The organism is Palleronia rufa, from assembly GCF_000743715.1.
GTDB lineage: Bacteria > Pseudomonadota > Alphaproteobacteria > Rhodobacterales > Rhodobacteraceae > Palleronia > Palleronia rufa.
In genome coordinates this window covers 137986-153034 of sequence record NZ_JQEY01000003.1, presented here as the reverse complement: position 1 = coordinate 153034, position 15049 = coordinate 137986, and the positions used below count along the sequence as shown (strand labels likewise).

The following is a 15049-nucleotide window of genomic DNA, read 5'->3' as shown; positions in this document are numbered from 1 at the left end:
ATCGCGGTTGGCTACCTGTAACCGTTAAGCGGACGCTTAACGGTCCGAACTGCCCCGCGCTGATTCCATTGAATTTTCTCGGTGACAGAACCAGTAAATCGCCCCGATCACCCCCCGAACGTGACAAAACCAGTGAAACGCCGATTTACAGAACATTGATTTTGTTCGTCTTTTTTTTCGAGGTGGTGACAAACCTGTTGAAAGCGCTCAGCCGGGCGCACAGGTCGAGCTTCCCCCCCCCCAAACGCGGCGGCCGGGCTGAACTGCCAGGCGGCGAGCCGTCGCGATCCGATGCCGGGGACCATCGGTTTCGCGCCCGGGTTCGTCGAACTTGAAAGCACGCAAGGCAAGACTCCAGCCCGCGTCCGTGTCGACGGGGGCGCCGGGCCGGGCGTGCGGGGCCCGGTCCATCCCCAGACGCGGCGCGCGGCGGCTGACAGTCCATGCCACGCGCCGGGACAGGCGGGCCGGCCGGGACGATAGCGACGCCGGGTCGGGAGGCGCGCTAGAGCGGCGGGATCCGTCCGGCCAGGCAGTCGCGCAGGCGTCCGCAGCCTGTGGCGTCCTCGATCCAGCCGGAAGGTGCCGCCAGGTAGAGCCGCAGCGTGGCGGCGATGTCGGCGGCGTCGCGGACCGGGTCGATCCCGTGGAACAGGTAGCTGGCCCGGCCCGGCCCCTGGAGCGCCATGGCCGTCGGCGCGGCGCAGAGGTTCAGGCACGGATGGCCCCGCACCGCGACCGGCAGGGCCTCTGCGGCCAGCCGCGCGGTCAGGGCGGGGACCGGATCCGCCGCGCCGCAGGTGGTACACAGGGTGACCGTGGCGCTCATGCCGTGTCTTCGGTGCGCAGCAGGTAGGTGTCCATGATCCAGCCATGGGCGGCGCGGGCGGCGGCGCGGGTGCGGGCGATCCGCGGCCCGGCCTCTGGCAGCGGTCCATGATCGAGGATCTGCTCGGCCATCCCCAGATAGGCGCCCCACCAGATCGTCAGGTCCGGCCGGGCGAGGGTTAGGAAGCTCGCCTCACCGTCGAGCACGACCGCAAGCGTCTCCGCCCCCTCCGGCCAGCCGTGATCGCGCAAGCGGCGCCCGGTGGTGACGGTGACCGCGCCGGCCACGGTGTTGAAGGGGATGGCGTGGGCCGCGGTCAGGGCCTGGAGCGCGGTGACGCCGGGGATGACTTTCAGCCGCGGTTTCGGAGACAGGCGCCCTGCGATCCTGAGGGTGCTGTCGTAGAGTCCGGGATCGCCCCAGACCAGCAGTGCCACGGGGGATTCGGCGCCGCCGAGCGCCGTCTGCCAGCGGCGCGCGATCTCATCGTGCCAGAGGCGCACGCGGGGCTCGTAGGGCAGGGCGGGGTCGCGCGCGGGGTAGTCGAAATGGACCTGCCGCGCGGTGCTGCCGGCGTTGTGCAGGATGCGGTGGCGCAGATCGGCGAGATCCTCCTTGCCCGTCCCCTTGCGGGGGATCAGCACGGTGCGCGCGGCTTTCAGCGCGGCCTGCCCCTCGAGCGTCACGTGGCCGGGCGATCCGGTGCCGATGCCGATGAGCCAGAGTTCAGTCATCCGGGGGGCCGTCGGCCAGGGGGCCGTAGAGGATCAGCGCCGGCTGGGCGCCGGTGGCGTGGGAGAGTGCATCGGCCAGGGCGGCGACGGTGGTTCGGGTCAGGGTCTGGTCGGGGGTCGAGACCGCCTCGGCCAGGATGGCGGGCTGGTGGGCGGGCAGACCGCGGGCAATGAGCGCGCGGGCAAGCGCCGGGAACGTGCGCTTGCCCATGAACACCACGGTCGAGGCGGTGGGATCGGCCAGCGCGTCCAGGTCGATGTCGGTAGGCAGCGCGCCGGTGGCGTCGTGGCCGGTGACGAACTGCACCCGGCGCGCGGTGAGGCGGCGTGTCAGCGGGATGCCGGCGGCGGCCGCGGCGGCGATGGCCGAGGGAACGCCTGGCACGATCTCATGGGCGATGCCGGCGGCGCGGAGCGCGACGAGTTCCTCCTCCAGCCGCCCGAACACGCCGCCATCGCCGGATTTCAGCCGCACCACGCGCAGATCCTGGCGCGCGTAATCCACCAGCAGGCGGCTGACGTGGTCCTGTTTCGGGGACGGGCGCCCGGCCCGCTTGCCGACGCCCACGAGGTCGGCCCCCGCGCGGGCATGGGACAGGATCGGCCCTGCGGACAGGTCGTCGAACAGCACCGCGTCGGCGCGTTTCAGGCGATCCACCGCCTTCAGGGTCAGAAGTTCTGGGTCGCCGGGGCCGGAGCCCACGAAGCTGACGAAACCGGTCATGGCGGGGCTTTACGCGCTGCACCGGGGCGGGGGAAGATTCTCGTTCCGAGAATCTTGGCGCCCGGGGGATCAGGGCTCGGCCGAGATCATGTGAAAGAACGTGCCGCTGACGCGGTCACGGCAGGCGCCCGTCTCCGGGACGGGATTGCCGTCGGCGTCGGCAACCTTGGCCAGGGGCGGGTCCGGGCTGTCGAGGATCGTGGAATAGTGGAACTCATGGCCGCGGAGCGCCGTGCCGGGAGGGTGGCCGGGCATCGGCCGGGTCAGCACCGCGCGGCGGTATCCCAGGTGAAACTTCCGGGTCTCGTAGCTGGTGACGAGACCAAGAAGGCCGGCCATCCGGTGCCGCGTGCCGTCCTTGTCGATCAGTGCCGCCCCCAGCGCCATGTAGCCGCCGCATTCGCCGTGGACGGGGCGGGTGTCGGCATGGCGGGCGAGGCCGGCGCGGAAGGTGTCGGCGGCCGCGAGGCGTCCGGCGTGAAGCTCAGGATAGCCGCCGGGGAGCCAGACGAGGTCCGCCTCCGGCGCGGGTGCCTCATCGGCCAGCGGCGAGAATGGCAGGATCTCGGCCCCCGATTGCCGCCAGCCTTCGAGGAGATGCGGGTAGGTGAACGAGAAGGCCGCGTCCCGGGCCAGGGCGATGCGCTGGGCGGGGGGCGGCGGAAGGGATCCGAGCGGGGGCGCGGGTCCGATGCGGGCGGCGGTGCGGATCGCGGCGAGGTCCACGTTGTCGCGCAGAAAGGTCGCGTAGCCGGCTATGGCGGCCTCCAGATCCGGGTGCTCGACGGCCTGGATCAGGCCCAGGTGCCGCTCGGGCAGGGCAAGATCCCCGCGCCGGGGCAGAACGCCCAGGACAGCGAGGCCCGCATGGTCCATCCCGGCGCGGATCAGGCGTTCATGCCGGGGCGAGGCGACGCGGTTCAGGATCACGCCTGCGAACGGCAGGTCCGGGGCGTAGCGCGCGAACCCCAGGGCGGTGGCGGCGGCGGATTGCGCCTGGCCGCCGGCATCGATCACCAGGACCACCGGCCAACCCATGCGCCGCGCTGTCTCTGCCGAAGAGCCGAAGCCCGCGCGGCCCCTGGTGGCGACGCCGTCGTAGAGACCCATGGAGCCTTCGGCGATGCAGATGTCGGCGCCGGCTGCGCGGGCGGCGATGGCGCCCAGCAGTGCCTCGTCCATCGCCCAGCTGTCGAGGTTGTAGGAGGCGCGTCCCGCGGCGGCCAGATGGAAGGCGGGGTCGATGTAGTCCGGACCGGACTTGAAGGGCTGGACTGCCAGCCCGTCCTGGGCCAGGGCGCGGAGAAGGCCCAGCATCACCGTGGTCTTGCCGGTTCCGGATGCGGGGGCGGAGACGAGGAGGCCCGGGATCATCTGCGGTTCCCGCGGCAGGCGTTGCGCGGCCTCCGGCGGGGATATTTGGGGAAAGATGAAGGGGCGGAGCGCGTGTCAGTCATCGGAGGGGGTCCAGTCCGACCAGGGGCTGCCCGCCGACTGGGGGCGGTACCGGCGGTCGTAGCCGGTGGCGTAGAGGCGGCTTTCCGTGAAGTCCCGCGCCGCGAGGGCGGGGCCGACGAGGATCAGGGCGGTGCGCGACACGGTATCGGGAATTGCCGCCGCGATGGTGGACAGCGTGGCGCGGAAGAGCTGCTCGTCAGGCCAGCTGGCGCGGTAGACCACGGCCGCGGGACACTCCGGGCCGTAGGCGGGGGTCAGCTCCGCCGCGACGGTGGCGAGGTTGTGGATCGACAGGTGGATGGCGAGGGTCGCGCCGGTGGCGGCGAAACCGGCCAGCGTCTCGCCCGCGGGCATCGACGAGGCGCGGCCGGGCGTCCGGGTCAGCACCACCGATTGCGCCACCCCGGGCAGGGTGAGTTCCGCGCCCAGCGTCGCTGCGGCGGCGGCGAAGGCGGGCACGCCCGGCGTGACGGTCCAGGGGATGCCCATGGCGTCGAGACGGCGGATCTGCTCACCCATGGCGGACCAGACCGACAGGTCGCCGGAGTGGAGGCGGGCGATGTCGTGGCCGTCGGCATGGGCGGCGGCGATCTCTGCCACGATGGCGTCGAGATCGAGCGGCGCGGTGTTCACGATGCGCGCGTCCGGCGGGCAGTGCGAGAGCAGCGCCCGGGGCACGAGCGAGCCGGCATAGAGGCAGACCGGGCAGGAGGCGATCAGGTCGCGGCCGCGCAAGGTGATGAGGTCAGGCGCGCCGGGTCCGGCGCCGATGAAGTGTACGGTCATGGGGAGGCTCCGGTGGCCAGGGCGCAGGTGGCCATCCGGTCGGCCGAGACCGCGCGGGGGCCGACGAGCCGTGCGCCCGGCCCGGCGGCGGCCAGGGCCGCGGCTTCGGCGAGGCTGGGCGTGGCACGATGGGTAAGGGACGCGGTCGAGCGCGTGGCGGTGGGCTGACCGCGCAGGTGCTCCGGTGAGAGGCCGGTCACGGGCAAGGCCAGATCGCGGACCAGGGCGCGGAAGGCCGGGTGGCGGGCCTTGTCCGCGGCGGTGGCCAGGGCGTCCGGGACGCCGCCGGTCCGTTCCAGCGCGTCGCGCAGGCTGGCGGCGGTCGCACCGGCGCGGAAGCCGAAGCCGGCGACGATCACAGCGTGGTGCTCCATTGCAGGACCGGGCGGGCGGGGGACCAGGCGCGGAAGGCGCCGACCGGCGCCGGGCTTTCCGTGGCAACGCGGAGAAGGGATCCGCCGAGGACCGGCTGGCGGGCGAGGATCAGCGACTCCGTCTCCAGGGTGACGGCGTTGGCCACCAGGCGGGCGCCCGGTGCGCGGGCGGAGAGCGCGTCGAGAAGGGGCGCGGTGAGCCCGCCGCCGACGAAGATCGCGTCGGGGGGCGGGCCGGTCAGGGCCTCCGGCGCGGCGCCATGGATCACCGTGAGTTCGAGACCCAGCGCGTCGGCATTGGCGCGGATGCGGGTGGCGCGGTCGGCCCGGCGCTCGATGCTGGTGGCGGTCAGCGAGGGTCCCGAGAGCAGCCATTCGAGCGCCACCGCCCCGGATCCGCCGCCGATGTCCCACAGATGCTCCCCCGCGCGCGGGGCGAGGGCGGCGAGGGTCAGGGCGCGGATCGGCGATTTGGTGATCTGGCCGTCGTTGTCGAAGAGCGCGTCGGGGCGGCCCGGGGACAGCGCCAGGGCGGCGATGCCCCGGGGCTCGATCGCGGCGGTGACGGGGGCGGCGTGGTCACCGGCCAGCGCGTCGGCGCGTGCCGTGGCGAGGCGCGCGCGCGGACCGCCGAGGGCCTGGCAGACATGCACGATGCTGGCGCCGCCGCCGAGGCCGGTGAGATAGGCGCCGAGCTCTTCCACGGCGGCGGCGTCGCGGAGGGTGGCGAGGATGCGGACGCCGGGAGCCAGATGGCGGCGCAGGCGCGACAGCGGTGCGGCATGGAGCCCGAGGCAGGCCGTGCGCTCCAGCGGCCAGCCGAGCCGCGCCGCGGCGAGCGAGAAGACCGACGGTCCGGGCAGCGCCGTCCATTCGTCGGGCGACAGCGCGCCGGCGATGATGCGGCCGGCGCCGAACCAGAACGGATCGCCGGAGGCGAGGGCCACGGTGGGACGTCCGCGCTGCGCCAGCAGGAGCGGCAGGCCGTCGGCGAAGGGGGCGGGCCATTCAACCTGCCGGCCGGTCAGCCCGGGCAAAAGCGACAGGTGGCGGGGCGGGCCGATCACCGTCTCGGCCGCGTCGAGGGCGGCGCGCGCGGCCGGGATCAGGCCGGCGGCGCCGTCCTCTCCCAGTCCCACGATGGTCAGCCAGGGGAATTCCATGGCGCAGGGGTGTCACGGGTCGCGGGCGTGGGCAAGCTCTTGCGCGGGCGGATGGCTGGCGGCATGACGTCGGGCCATGACGGGTCCCAACATCCTGATCCTCGGCGGAACGACCGAGGCTTCGGCGCTGGCGCAGGCGCTGGCCGCCGCCGGTATCCGCGGCACCGTGTCCCTGGCCGGTCGGGTCGAGCGGCCGGCCCCCCAGGCGCTGCCCCTGCGGGTGGGCGGCTTCGGCGGGGCCGAGGGTCTGGCGGCGTGGATGCGGGCCGGGGCGGTGACCCATCTGGTGGACGCCACCCATCCCTTCGCGGCGGCCATCTCGCGGAACGCGGTCGCGGCGGCGCGTCTGGCCGATGTGCCGCTGGTCGCACTGACGCGGCCGGCCTGGGAGGCGGGACCGGGCGACGACTGGCGGCGCGTACCCGACATGGCCGGCGCGGTCGCTGCCCTGGCGGGCCCGCCCAGGCGGGTGATGCTGGCGGTGGGCCGGATGCATCTGCCCGCGTTCGCGGTGCAGCCGCAGCACGCCTACCTGCTGCGGCTCGTCGATCCGCCGCGTGAGGCGCTGCCGCTACGGGAGGCGCGGGTCGAGGTCTCGCGCGGGCCGTTCACGCAAGCTGGCGACCGCGCGCTGATGCAGCGGCACGGAATCGATCTGGTGGTGTCGAAGAACGCGGGCGGAAGCGGTGCGCGCGCGAAGCTGCTGGCGGCGCGGGCGCTGCGGCTTGCGGTGGTGATGGTCGACCGACCGGCGCTGCCCGAGCGCGACGAGGTGACATCGGCCGGGGCGGCGCTGGACTGGATCGCCGGGCGGTGAGGTCGGGGGGGCGCTGCCCCCGGCGCCCCTGGCGCCTCCCCCGGGATATTTCGGGAAAGATGAAGGGGGGCTGCCCGGTCCGGGTTTCGATGTCGGCGGAGGGCGGATCAGCCGGCGAAGCGGGGGGTGTAGACGATGGGCGGGCGGCCGTCGCGCCGGATCAGACGGGTGCGGGACGACCCGATCAGGACGACGGTGCGCATGTCCGCCATCCCGGCCGTTGCGTCCGGCAAGGGGACCACGCGGAGCGATTCGTCCGGGGTGGAGACGGCGCGGGCGAAGATCACGGGACGCGCATCCGCACAGGTCTCGCGGAGGATGGCGAGGGTTCGGGCGAAACCCTCCGGACGGGCGGCCGAGCGGGGGTTGTAGAAGGCCATGGCGAAGTCGGCCTCTGCCGCCAGGCGCAGGCGGCGCTCGATCAGCGCCCAGGGCTTGAGGTTGTCGCTGAGGTTGATGGCACAGAAATCGTGGCCGAGGGGCGCGCCGGCGCGGGCCGCCGCGGCGAGCATTGCGGTGATGCCGGGCAGCACCTCTATGTCCAGCGCGCGCCAGGCGGGGGGACCCGTCTCGACCGCCTCGAACACCGCCGAGGCCATGGCGAACACCCCCGGATCGCCCGAGGACACCACCGCGACCCGGCGGCCCTGTGCGGCGAGGGTCAACGCATGGGCGGCGCGGTCGAGCTCCACCCGGTTGTCGCTGGCGTGTTTCACAAGGCCGTCGCGGTCCGGCAGGCGCGCGACATACGGGATGTAGCCGACAGCGTCGGTGGCCTGATCCAGCACCGCCTGTGCCTCGGGCGTGACCAGCCGTCCGGCGCCGGGGCCGAGGCCCACGATCCGCAGCCAGCCGGTCACGGGCGGCGGCCCCGTCCATGGACCAGGACGATGGAGAAATAGGGCACCGCGCGGCCCTCCGCCTCGAGGAGCGGCATGACCCGTTGCGCCTCCATGGCCGCACATTCCACCAGCCAGGCGCGGTCGAACTTGCCCGCCGTGCGGAGCGCGCGCCGGACGCGGTCCATGTTGCGGCCGATCTTCATCACCACCAGCGCGTCGGCCTCTGCCATGCGGGCGGCCAGGACGTCCTCGGGCAGGGTCGCCATCAGCACCGACAGCACGTCGTCGCCCCAGGTGATCGGCCGGTTGGTGGCGGTCCAGGCCGCGGACATGCCGGTGATGGCGGGCACGATCTCGACCGGGATCCGGTCTTTGAGCCGGGCATGGAGATGCATGAAGGAGCCGTAGAAGAACGGATCGCCCTCGCAGGGGACGACGACCTCCGCGCCGCCCATGACCAGATCTCGGAGATGGGCGCAGACGTCCCCATAGAAGGCCGAGAGGGTCGCGTTATAGGCCGGATCGTCCAGAGGGATCTCCGTCGTGACCGGGTATTCCATGGCAAACTCGGTCACGCCTTCGGGCAGCATCCCGTCGATCGAGGTACGAGCGCGGCCGGGGCGGCCGGCCTTGCGGAAATAGGCGACATGGCGCGCGCCGCGGATCAGGCGGTCGGCCCGGACGCTCATCAGGTCCGGGTCGCCGGGGCCGAGGCCGACGCCGACCAGGCGGCCCGGCGTGGTCATTCCGCGCGGCTCGCCAGCGCGTTCACGGCCGCGACGGTGATGGCCGAACCGCCCAAGCGCCCCTCGACGATCAGCGAGGGCACCGGCTGCGCGGCCCAGAGCGCGTCCTTTGATTCGCGCGCGCCGACAAAGCCCACCGGACAGCCGACGATGGCCGCCGGACGCGGGTAGGCGGGGTCCTCGAGCATGTTCAGCAGGTGGAACAGGGCGGTGGGTGCGTTGCCGATGGCCACCACCGCGCCGTCCAGATGGGGGCGCCAGAGTTCCAGCGCCACCGCGGAGCGGGTGTTGCCCTGCTCCAGCGCCATGCCGGGTATCTTGGGGTCGTTCAGCGTGCAAATTACCGCGTTGCCGGCCGGAAGGCGGGGCCGGGTGATGCCCTCGGACACCATGCGCGCGTCGCACAGGATCGGGGCGCCGGACTCCAGCGCGGCGCGGGCGGCGGGAACGAAATCCGGCGACATGCGCACGTCGCGCTCCAGTCCGACCATGCCGGCGGCGTGGATCATGCGCACCACGACGGGTTCGGCGTCGGCGTCGAACCGCGTCAGGTCGGCCTCTGCCCGGATCGTGGCGAAGGACTGGCGGTAGATCGCAGCGCCGTCTTTCTCGTACACATGGGGCATCAGAGGGCGTCCGCGACCTGCACCGGGGTCAGGCCCCGGCGGGTGGGTATGTCGCCCGCCCGGCCGTCGGTGACAAGGTCGAACCGTCCGTCACGCCCCACCAGCGTTACGGCGGCCGGGCGGGACCGCGCGCAGCCCTTGGCGCAGCCGGAGACGTGGAGGCTGGCCACCCGGCCCGCCAGCGCGCGGGCGACGGAGCGGGTCTCGACGCTGGCGCTGGCGCAGAACGGCGCGCCCGGGCAGGCGTCCACGGCCAGGATCGGGTCGTCGGGGCGGGTGATGAGGCCTTCCGGCGCCGTATCGGCGCCTTCCAGAACCAGCATCCGCCACGGCGTGATCCTGAGCGCGGTCGCGGCGCGCGCGGCAGCGGTCCAGAGCGGCGCCTCGATCTGGCCGAAGGGCACGCCGGCAAGGGAACCGTGGGGAGTCGGGCCGGGCCGCGGCGGCGCGGCGGGTGGCAGCGGCGGCGCTCCGGCGAAACGGTCGGGCAGGGCGGCGCGGTCGAGCAGGGCGGACATCCGGCGCGTGTCTCCGCGGTTGGCCGCGAACCACCGGGCGAGGTCGAGCATGGCGGGCACGGCGCCCTCCTCAAGGACGGCGCGACCCGTGGCCGCGCCATCGGCCCGGACGATCAGCCCGGAGGCGGCGCGCTCCACCCGGATGTCGGCGGGATCGCGGCCGAGGATCGGCGCGGCGCCGGTATCGACGGCGAGACCGAACTTGGCCGGCAGGTCGGGCAGGTCGGCAAGGACCTCATGGAGACGGTGGCCCAAGCGATGTGTCGTGTCGCCCGCCGCCCAGAACGGCTGGACCAGGATGTTGCGCCGGGCCTCCGTCTCGGGGTCGGTGTCCAGCAGGCCGAGGGCATTTAGTCCGGTCAGGACCGCGTCATGGGCGGCGGGCGACACCCCCCGGATCTGTACGTTGCCGCGCCGGGTCAACTCGATCACGCCCGACCCATGGCGGGCGGCGATCTCACCCAGTCCCAGTGCCGCGTCGCAGGCCAACCGGCCCAGCCGGGGACGCACCCGCACCACCAGCCCGTCGCCCGACATCATCGGCCGCCACGCGCCGGGGCACCATCCCCTGACCGCGCCCGTCATGCCTCCAGCCCCGACAGGATCGAGTTCCGCCGCGTCTGCCACAGGCCCGCGGCATGAAGCGCGGCGAAGCGGTCGCGCATGGCCGCCAGCGCCAGCGGATTCTCGCACTCCAGGAAGGCCACGACCGTTTCATCGCCCAGTGTCGCGTCGTGATAGGCGTCGAAGAGATGCGGCGCCACGGCATCGGCAAGCTGCGCGAAGGCGGCCATGTGCTCGAGCGTGGCGGCGATCTCCGCCCCGCCGCGAAACCCGTGGCGCATCATCCCCGCGATCCAGCCCGGCTGGGTGGCGCGGCCATGGACCACCCGGGCGATCTCTTCGGGCAGGCTGCGGGTGCGGGGGCGGGCGGGGTCGGTGTTGTCGAGGTGCCAGAGCCGGGCGCGGCCGCCGGTGACGGATTGCGCGGCGGCGAACCCGGCCTCGTGCGTGGCGTAGTCGCCGGCCAGCAGCAGGTCGCTTTCGGCCAGATCCTGGGCGTGGACGAAGCTGTCGGCGGCGGCGACCCGGTCGTGCAGACCGCCTGAGTCCTGCACAGGTACGGGGCCGTCATGGGCATAGGCGCTGGCGGCAAGCCAGGCCTCTCCCGCCGTGCGGCGGCCCGCCTCGGAATAATCCTCCACGTCCATGCCGGTGCCGAAGCTTCCCGGCGCGGGGCCGTAGACCCGGTGGCCCGGGCGGCCCACATACGGGTTCCAGTCCGGCGCCTCGTCGCGCGCGGCCAGGGCGCGGGCGGCCTGTCCGTGCAGCGTGGAAAGCTGCGGGAAGGTGTCGCGGAACAGCCCGGAGATGCGCAGGGTCACGTCGCAGCGGGGGCGGTCGAGTTCGGCGATGGGCAGGATCTCGATCCCCGAGACGCGCTCGGAGCCGTCGTCCCAGACCGGCCGCACGCCCATGAGCGCAAGGCCCATGGCGAAATCCTCGCCCGCGGTGCGCATGGTCGAGGACCCCCAGAGGTCCACCACCGTGGCGCGGGGCCAGTCGCCCTTATCCTGGAGGTGGCGGCGCACCAACTCGTCGGCAAGGCGCGCACCCTGGGCATAGGCGGCGCGGGTCGGGATGGCGCGGGCGTCCACGGTGTAGAGGTTGCGCCCGGTGGGCAGCACGTCGCGCCGCCCGCGATAGGGCGACCCGGAGGGGCCGGCGGGGATCCGGCGGCCGTCCAGCGCGGACAGCAGCGCGTCGCGCTCGTCGGTGCCGGGGCCGAAGGCGTTGGCCCGGCCCCAGACGTGCAGCCCGTCGCCGAACTGGCTGTCCTTCACGTCGCAGACGAAGCGGTCGATGCGGCTGATGGCCTCGGAGCCGCAGAGATCGGACGCAAGGCCCAGGTCGTCCTCGACCCCGCGGCCGCGCGCCTCGTCGCGGATGTCGTCCATCAGCCGGTCGCGGCGGCGGGGGTCGAGCCCGTCGGCGTTGGAGAACTCGTCCAGCAGGGCCTCGAGCCGGGCCAGCCGGTCGGGCGTGTCCGAAGGCCGGAGCGGGGGCGGGACGTGGCCGAGCGTCACCGCGCCGATGCGGCGCTTGGCCTGGGCGGCCTCTCCCGGATCGTTGACGATGAACGGATAAATCACCGGCAGGTCGCCGGTCAGCGCCTCTGGCCAGCAGCTGCCGGACAGGGCCACCGCCTTGCCGGGCAGCCATTCCAGCGTGCCATGGGCGCCGATATGGACTAGCACGTCGGCGCGGGCGTGGAGCCAGAGGTAGAAGGCGACATAGGCGTGGCGCGGGACGCGCGACAGGTCGTGGTAGTCATCGCCCCGGTGCGCCGTGCTGCCGCGCTCGGGCTGGAGAGCGACGAGGCCGCGCCCGGTCTCGATGGCGGCGAAGCGGATCGCGTCATCCGCGATGTTCGGGTCGTCCTCCGGAGCACCCCAGGCGGCCGCAAGACCGTCTTGCAGGGTGCGGGGTAGCCGCGCGAGGGCCGCGCGGTAGTCCGACAGCGGCCAGCAAAGCGTCCGCTCGGCGAGACGCGCGGGCAGATCCGGGACCGCACCGACCGCATAGCCCGCAGCACCCAGGTCCGACAGGATCGCCGCGGCCGAGGCTGGCGCATCGAGCCCGACCGCATGGGCCATGTTCCAGTTCCGCCCCGGATAGGTGGACAGCACCAGCGCCACCCGTCTCTCGCGGGCCGGTGTCGCGCCCAGTCGGATCCAGGCCGCCACCCGCCCGGCGATGGCGTCGATCCGGCCCGCGTCCGGACGATGGGCGACGCGCGCGAACTCCAGGTCCGCATCCCGCGCGCCGGCTTCCTTGAACGACGCGACGCCCGCGAACACGCGCCCGTCCATCTCCGGCAACACCACGTGCATGGCCAGGTCCGCGGGCGACAGCCCCCGCTCGGCCCCGCCCCAGGCCGCCCGGTCGGAGGTCGCCAGCGCCACCTGGAACACCGGCACCCCGGCGGCATCCAGCGGCGACGTCCCATCCGCCCCGCGCCCGGAGAACGACGTCGCGTTGACCACCGCCACGGGCCGGTGAAACGCCATCTGCCGCGCCAGCCAGCCCGCCGCCCCGGGTGTCTTCAGCGACGGCACGAACACCCCCATGGCCTCGAACCCCCGCGCGCGGAGCGCCTCGATCAGCGCCGCGACCGGCGCCAGATCCGCCGCCACGAGGTAGGAGCGGTAGAAGGTCACGAGCACCCGCCCCTTCATCTTTCCGGAAATATCCCGGGGTCCGGGGCAGAGCCCCGGCGCGGTCGCCGCCGGGCAGCACACCCCGTCCTCCGGTGTCCACGCCCCCACCATGGGCAGCGCCTTCTGCCCGCGCACGGGGGCCGCGTATAGCCCCGATGCCAGAGCCATCTGCGCCAGCGCCGCCTGCGCCGCCACCGCACCGCCGGTGTCGCAGAGATGCGCCAGACGGCGCAGCGTGGAGACCGGCAGGGTCGAGGCCGCGTCCAGGGCCGTGTCCGGGCGCCCGTCGGCGGGCAGGACGGCAAGGGCGATGCCCCGCGCGCGCGCCAGGGTCGCGACCTGCTGAAGGCCGTAGGACCAGTAGGGCGCCCCGCCGATCAGACGGATAAGGATGCCGGTGGCGCCTGACAGCGTCTGCTCGACATAGGTGTCCACGGACAGCGGATGGCGCAGGGCGGCCAGGTTGGCGAGCCGGAGAGAGGGCAGCCCATCGCCCTCCGCCGCGCGGTGCCAGCCGGCCGCAAAGGCGCCGAGATCGGAATCCGAGAAGGACAACACAACCAGATCGGCCGGGCTCTGGGCCAGGTCGCGGGGCGCGTCGGCCTCATCCAGCCCGTGACTTTCGCGGAAGACGACATGCATGTCAGATCGACCCGCCCGTTCCGGCCCCGGCCCGCGCGCACGTCACACCGGCGCGAGGCGCATCGTGCGGTGTGCGTGAGTCGGCGGCGCGCGTCATGTCACCCGGCGGCCTCAAGCTGGCCCAACGCCGCGCGGATTGCCGTTGCGTCGATGTCGTCATGCTCGGCGATCACCACCAGCCGGCCCCGGCGCCCTTCCGCCGGAGTCCAGGGGCGATCGAACTGGTGGCGCACCCGCGCGCCGACGGCCTGTACCAGGAGGCGCATGGGCCTGCCGCGCACGGCGGCGTAGCCCTTGACCCGCAGGATGTCGTGGGAGGCCGCGAGGCGTTCGATGGCGGCGACCAGCGCGGCGGGATCGTCCAGTTCCGGCAGGTCCACGACGACGCTGTCGAAATCCTCATGGTCGTGGTCCGCCGCGCCGTCGTGATGGGACGGGCGGGCGTCGATGTCGTCCTCCGCCGCCGCCTCCAGTCCCAGGATGATGCGCGGATCCACGGCGCCCTCCGCCACTTCGACCACCGGCAGGGGGCGGGGCGCCTGGGCTGCGATGATCTCGCGGGCCCGGGCCACGCCGTCGGGGCCGGCGAGGTCGGGCTTGGTCAGCAGAACGATGTCGGCGCAGGCGATCTGGTCCTCGAACACTTCGGACAGGGGCGTTTCGTGGTCCAGGCTGTCGTCGGCCAGGCGCTGGGCGTCCACGCGGGCCACGTCGGGGGCGAACCTGCCGGCGGACACCGCCTCGGCATCGGCCAGCGCGATCACCCCGTCCACGGTGATCTTCGAGCGGATGTCGGGCCAGTCGAACGCCTTCAGCAGCGGTTTCGGCAGGGCGAGGCCCGAGGTCTCTATGAGAATGTGATCGGGGCGCGGCTCCAGCGCCATCAGCGCCTCGATCGTCGGGATGAAGTCGTCGGCCACGGTGCAGCAGATGCAGCCGTTGGCGAGCTCCATGATGTTCTCCGCCGGGCAGTCGGGGATCGCGCAGCCCTTCAGGATCTCTCCGTCCACGCCCATGTCGCCGAACTCGTTCACGACCACCGCCAGACGTCGGCCACCCGGGTTCTGCATCAGGTGCCGGACCAGCGTGGTCTTGCCGCTGCCCAGAAACCCGGTGATGACGGTAATGGGAAGTTTCGCAAGGTCAGCCATCCTGGGTCTCCGGCATGGGGGGAATTCGCGCGATGCAGTTGCGCTTGAAATGTTCGGATCGCTCACGCCACGGCACCAGCCCGTCGGGCTGCCCGGCATAGAGCGCGGCGCCATGGGTCACGATGTCGGCGTCGGTTTCCGTAAGATTGCCATAGACGAAGGTCCAGCGCCCCGGGCCGCGCAGCGCGACCGAGCACCCGCGCTCGCAATTCGACAGGCATTCGGTGCGGGTCAGGCGCACGCCGTCGGGCAGGCGTTCGGCCACCCGGTCGGCCAGCACCTCTCCCGGGCGGCGCGGCTCGCCGGGGGCGTCGATTCCGCGACGGCATTTCACGCAGACCAGAAGCTCGGTCCCCGGATCGCTCCCCGGCATGGCTCACCCTCTCTGGCCGGGGAGGCGGGCAAGGGCGGAATGGGG

General features: G+C 73.2%; 15 protein-coding genes. 1 reads left to right on the top strand and 14 read right to left on the bottom strand.

Annotated elements, in window-relative coordinates; all coding sequences use genetic code 11:
- Positions 1–505: 505 nt before the first annotated feature.
- The 7 genes from KW83_RS06525 to KW83_RS06495 all read right to left on the bottom strand — a co-directional run bounded on the left by KW83_RS06525 (position 506) and on the right by KW83_RS06495 (position 6068).
- Entirely contained in the window at positions 506–829 is a 324-nt protein-coding gene (locus KW83_RS06525; RefSeq protein ID WP_036176399.1) for a DUF1636 family protein, read from the bottom strand.
- Complete coding sequence (gene cobF / locus KW83_RS06520; protein ID WP_036176396.1) at positions 826–1563, bottom strand: precorrin-6A synthase (deacetylating); 738 nt, start codon at positions 1561–1563, stop codon at positions 826–828. Before cobF ends, KW83_RS06525 begins: the two co-directional genes overlap by 4 nt.
- Entirely contained in the window at positions 1556–2287 is a 732-nt protein-coding gene (gene cobA, locus KW83_RS06515; protein ID WP_036176394.1) for a uroporphyrinogen-III C-methyltransferase, read from the bottom strand. Before cobA ends, cobF begins: the two co-directional genes overlap by 8 nt.
- 69 nt (positions 2288–2356) lie before the next feature.
- Positions 2357–3661: a cobyrinate a,c-diamide synthase gene (locus tag KW83_RS06510; protein ID WP_036176392.1), complete on the bottom strand. Its 1305-nt coding sequence runs from the start codon at positions 3659–3661 to the stop codon at positions 2357–2359.
- 75 nt (positions 3662–3736) lie between these two features.
- Complete coding sequence (cobM, locus tag KW83_RS06505; protein ID WP_036176390.1) at positions 3737–4531, bottom strand: precorrin-4 C(11)-methyltransferase; 795 nt, start codon at positions 4529–4531, stop codon at positions 3737–3739.
- Positions 4528–4890, bottom strand: a complete 363-nt coding sequence (locus KW83_RS06500) for a cobalamin biosynthesis protein (protein WP_036176389.1) — start codon at positions 4888–4890, stop codon at positions 4528–4530. Before KW83_RS06500 ends, cobM begins: the two co-directional genes overlap by 4 nt.
- Positions 4887–6068, bottom strand: coding sequence for a bifunctional cobalt-precorrin-7 (C(5))-methyltransferase/cobalt-precorrin-6B (C(15))-methyltransferase (locus KW83_RS06495; RefSeq protein WP_036176383.1), 1182 nt, complete (start codon positions 6066–6068; stop codon positions 4887–4889). The genes KW83_RS06500 and KW83_RS06495 overlap by 4 nt, the downstream gene beginning before the upstream one ends.
- Before the next feature lie 76 nt (positions 6069–6144).
- Here KW83_RS06495 and KW83_RS06490 point away from each other — a divergent pair, with 76 nt between their 5' ends.
- A complete protein-coding gene (locus KW83_RS06490) occupies positions 6145–6885 on the top strand; it encodes a cobalt-precorrin-6A reductase (RefSeq protein ID WP_036176377.1) in 741 nt (246 codons plus the stop codon).
- A 107-nt stretch (positions 6886–6992) separates the two neighbouring features.
- On the opposite strand, the gene cobJ is transcribed toward KW83_RS06490, so the two are convergent.
- The 7 genes from cobJ to KW83_RS06455 all read right to left on the bottom strand — a co-directional run bounded on the left by cobJ (position 6993) and on the right by KW83_RS06455 (position 15004).
- On the bottom strand, positions 6993–7745 hold the full coding sequence (cobJ, locus tag KW83_RS06485; protein WP_036176376.1) for a precorrin-3B C(17)-methyltransferase: 753 nt from the start codon (positions 7743–7745) through the stop codon (positions 6993–6995).
- On the bottom strand, positions 7742–8473 hold the full coding sequence (gene cobI / locus KW83_RS06480) for a precorrin-2 C(20)-methyltransferase (protein WP_036176374.1): 732 nt from the start codon (positions 8471–8473) through the stop codon (positions 7742–7744). Before cobI ends, cobJ begins: the two co-directional genes overlap by 4 nt.
- Positions 8470–9099: a precorrin-8X methylmutase gene (locus tag KW83_RS06475; protein WP_036176370.1), complete on the bottom strand. Its 630-nt coding sequence runs from the start codon at positions 9097–9099 to the stop codon at positions 8470–8472. The genes cobI and KW83_RS06475 overlap by 4 nt, the downstream gene beginning before the upstream one ends.
- Positions 9099–10202, bottom strand: a complete 1104-nt coding sequence (locus KW83_RS06470; protein WP_051928326.1) for a cobalamin biosynthesis protein CobG — start codon at positions 10200–10202, stop codon at positions 9099–9101. Before KW83_RS06470 ends, KW83_RS06475 begins: the two co-directional genes overlap by 1 nt.
- Positions 10199–13480: a cobaltochelatase subunit CobN gene (gene cobN, locus KW83_RS06465; RefSeq protein WP_036176364.1), complete on the bottom strand. Its 3282-nt coding sequence runs from the start codon at positions 13478–13480 to the stop codon at positions 10199–10201. Before cobN ends, KW83_RS06470 begins: the two co-directional genes overlap by 4 nt.
- A gap of 98 nt (positions 13481–13578) precedes the next feature.
- Complete coding sequence (gene cobW, locus KW83_RS06460; protein ID WP_036176361.1) at positions 13579–14631, bottom strand: cobalamin biosynthesis protein CobW; 1053 nt, start codon at positions 14629–14631, stop codon at positions 13579–13581.
- Entirely contained in the window at positions 14624–15004 is a 381-nt protein-coding gene (locus KW83_RS06455; RefSeq protein WP_036176359.1) for a DUF1636 family protein, read from the bottom strand. The genes cobW and KW83_RS06455 overlap by 8 nt, the downstream gene beginning before the upstream one ends.
- Positions 15005–15049 lie beyond the last annotated feature (45 nt).

Excerpts from the sequence above, each read along its gene's own strand:
- KW83_RS06525 (WP_036176399.1), bottom strand. The coding sequence starts at position 829 with ATGAGCGCCACGGTCACCCTGTGTACCACCTGCGGCGCGGCGGATCCG.
- KW83_RS06495 (WP_036176383.1), bottom strand. The coding sequence starts at position 6,068 with ATGGAATTCCCCTGGCTGACCATCGTGGGACTGGGAGAGGACGGCGCC.
- cobF (WP_036176396.1), bottom strand. The coding sequence starts at position 1,563 with ATGACTGAACTCTGGCTCATCGGCATCGGCACCGGATCGCCCGGCCAC.
- KW83_RS06475 (WP_036176370.1), bottom strand. The coding sequence starts at position 9,099 with ATGCCCCATGTGTACGAGAAAGACGGCGCTGCGATCTACCGCCAGTCC.
- KW83_RS06510 (WP_036176392.1), bottom strand. The coding sequence starts at position 3,661 with ATGATCCCGGGCCTCCTCGTCTCCGCCCCCGCATCCGGAACCGGCAAG.
- cobA (WP_036176394.1), bottom strand. The coding sequence starts at position 2,287 with ATGACCGGTTTCGTCAGCTTCGTGGGCTCCGGCCCCGGCGACCCAGAA.
- KW83_RS06490 (WP_036176377.1), top strand. The coding sequence starts at position 6,145 with ATGACGGGTCCCAACATCCTGATCCTCGGCGGAACGACCGAGGCTTCG.
- KW83_RS06470 (WP_051928326.1), bottom strand. The coding sequence starts at position 10,202 with ATGACGGGCGCGGTCAGGGGATGGTGCCCCGGCGCGTGGCGGCCGATG.
- KW83_RS06455 (WP_036176359.1), bottom strand. The coding sequence starts at position 15,004 with ATGCCGGGGAGCGATCCGGGGACCGAGCTTCTGGTCTGCGTGAAATGC.
- cobI (WP_036176374.1), bottom strand. The coding sequence starts at position 8,473 with ATGACCACGCCGGGCCGCCTGGTCGGCGTCGGCCTCGGCCCCGGCGAC.
- cobN (WP_036176364.1), bottom strand. The coding sequence starts at position 13,480 with ATGCATGTCGTCTTCCGCGAAAGTCACGGGCTGGATGAGGCCGACGCG.
- cobW (WP_036176361.1), bottom strand. The coding sequence starts at position 14,631 with ATGGCTGACCTTGCGAAACTTCCCATTACCGTCATCACCGGGTTTCTG.
- cobM (WP_036176390.1), bottom strand. The coding sequence starts at position 4,531 with ATGACCGTACACTTCATCGGCGCCGGACCCGGCGCGCCTGACCTCATC.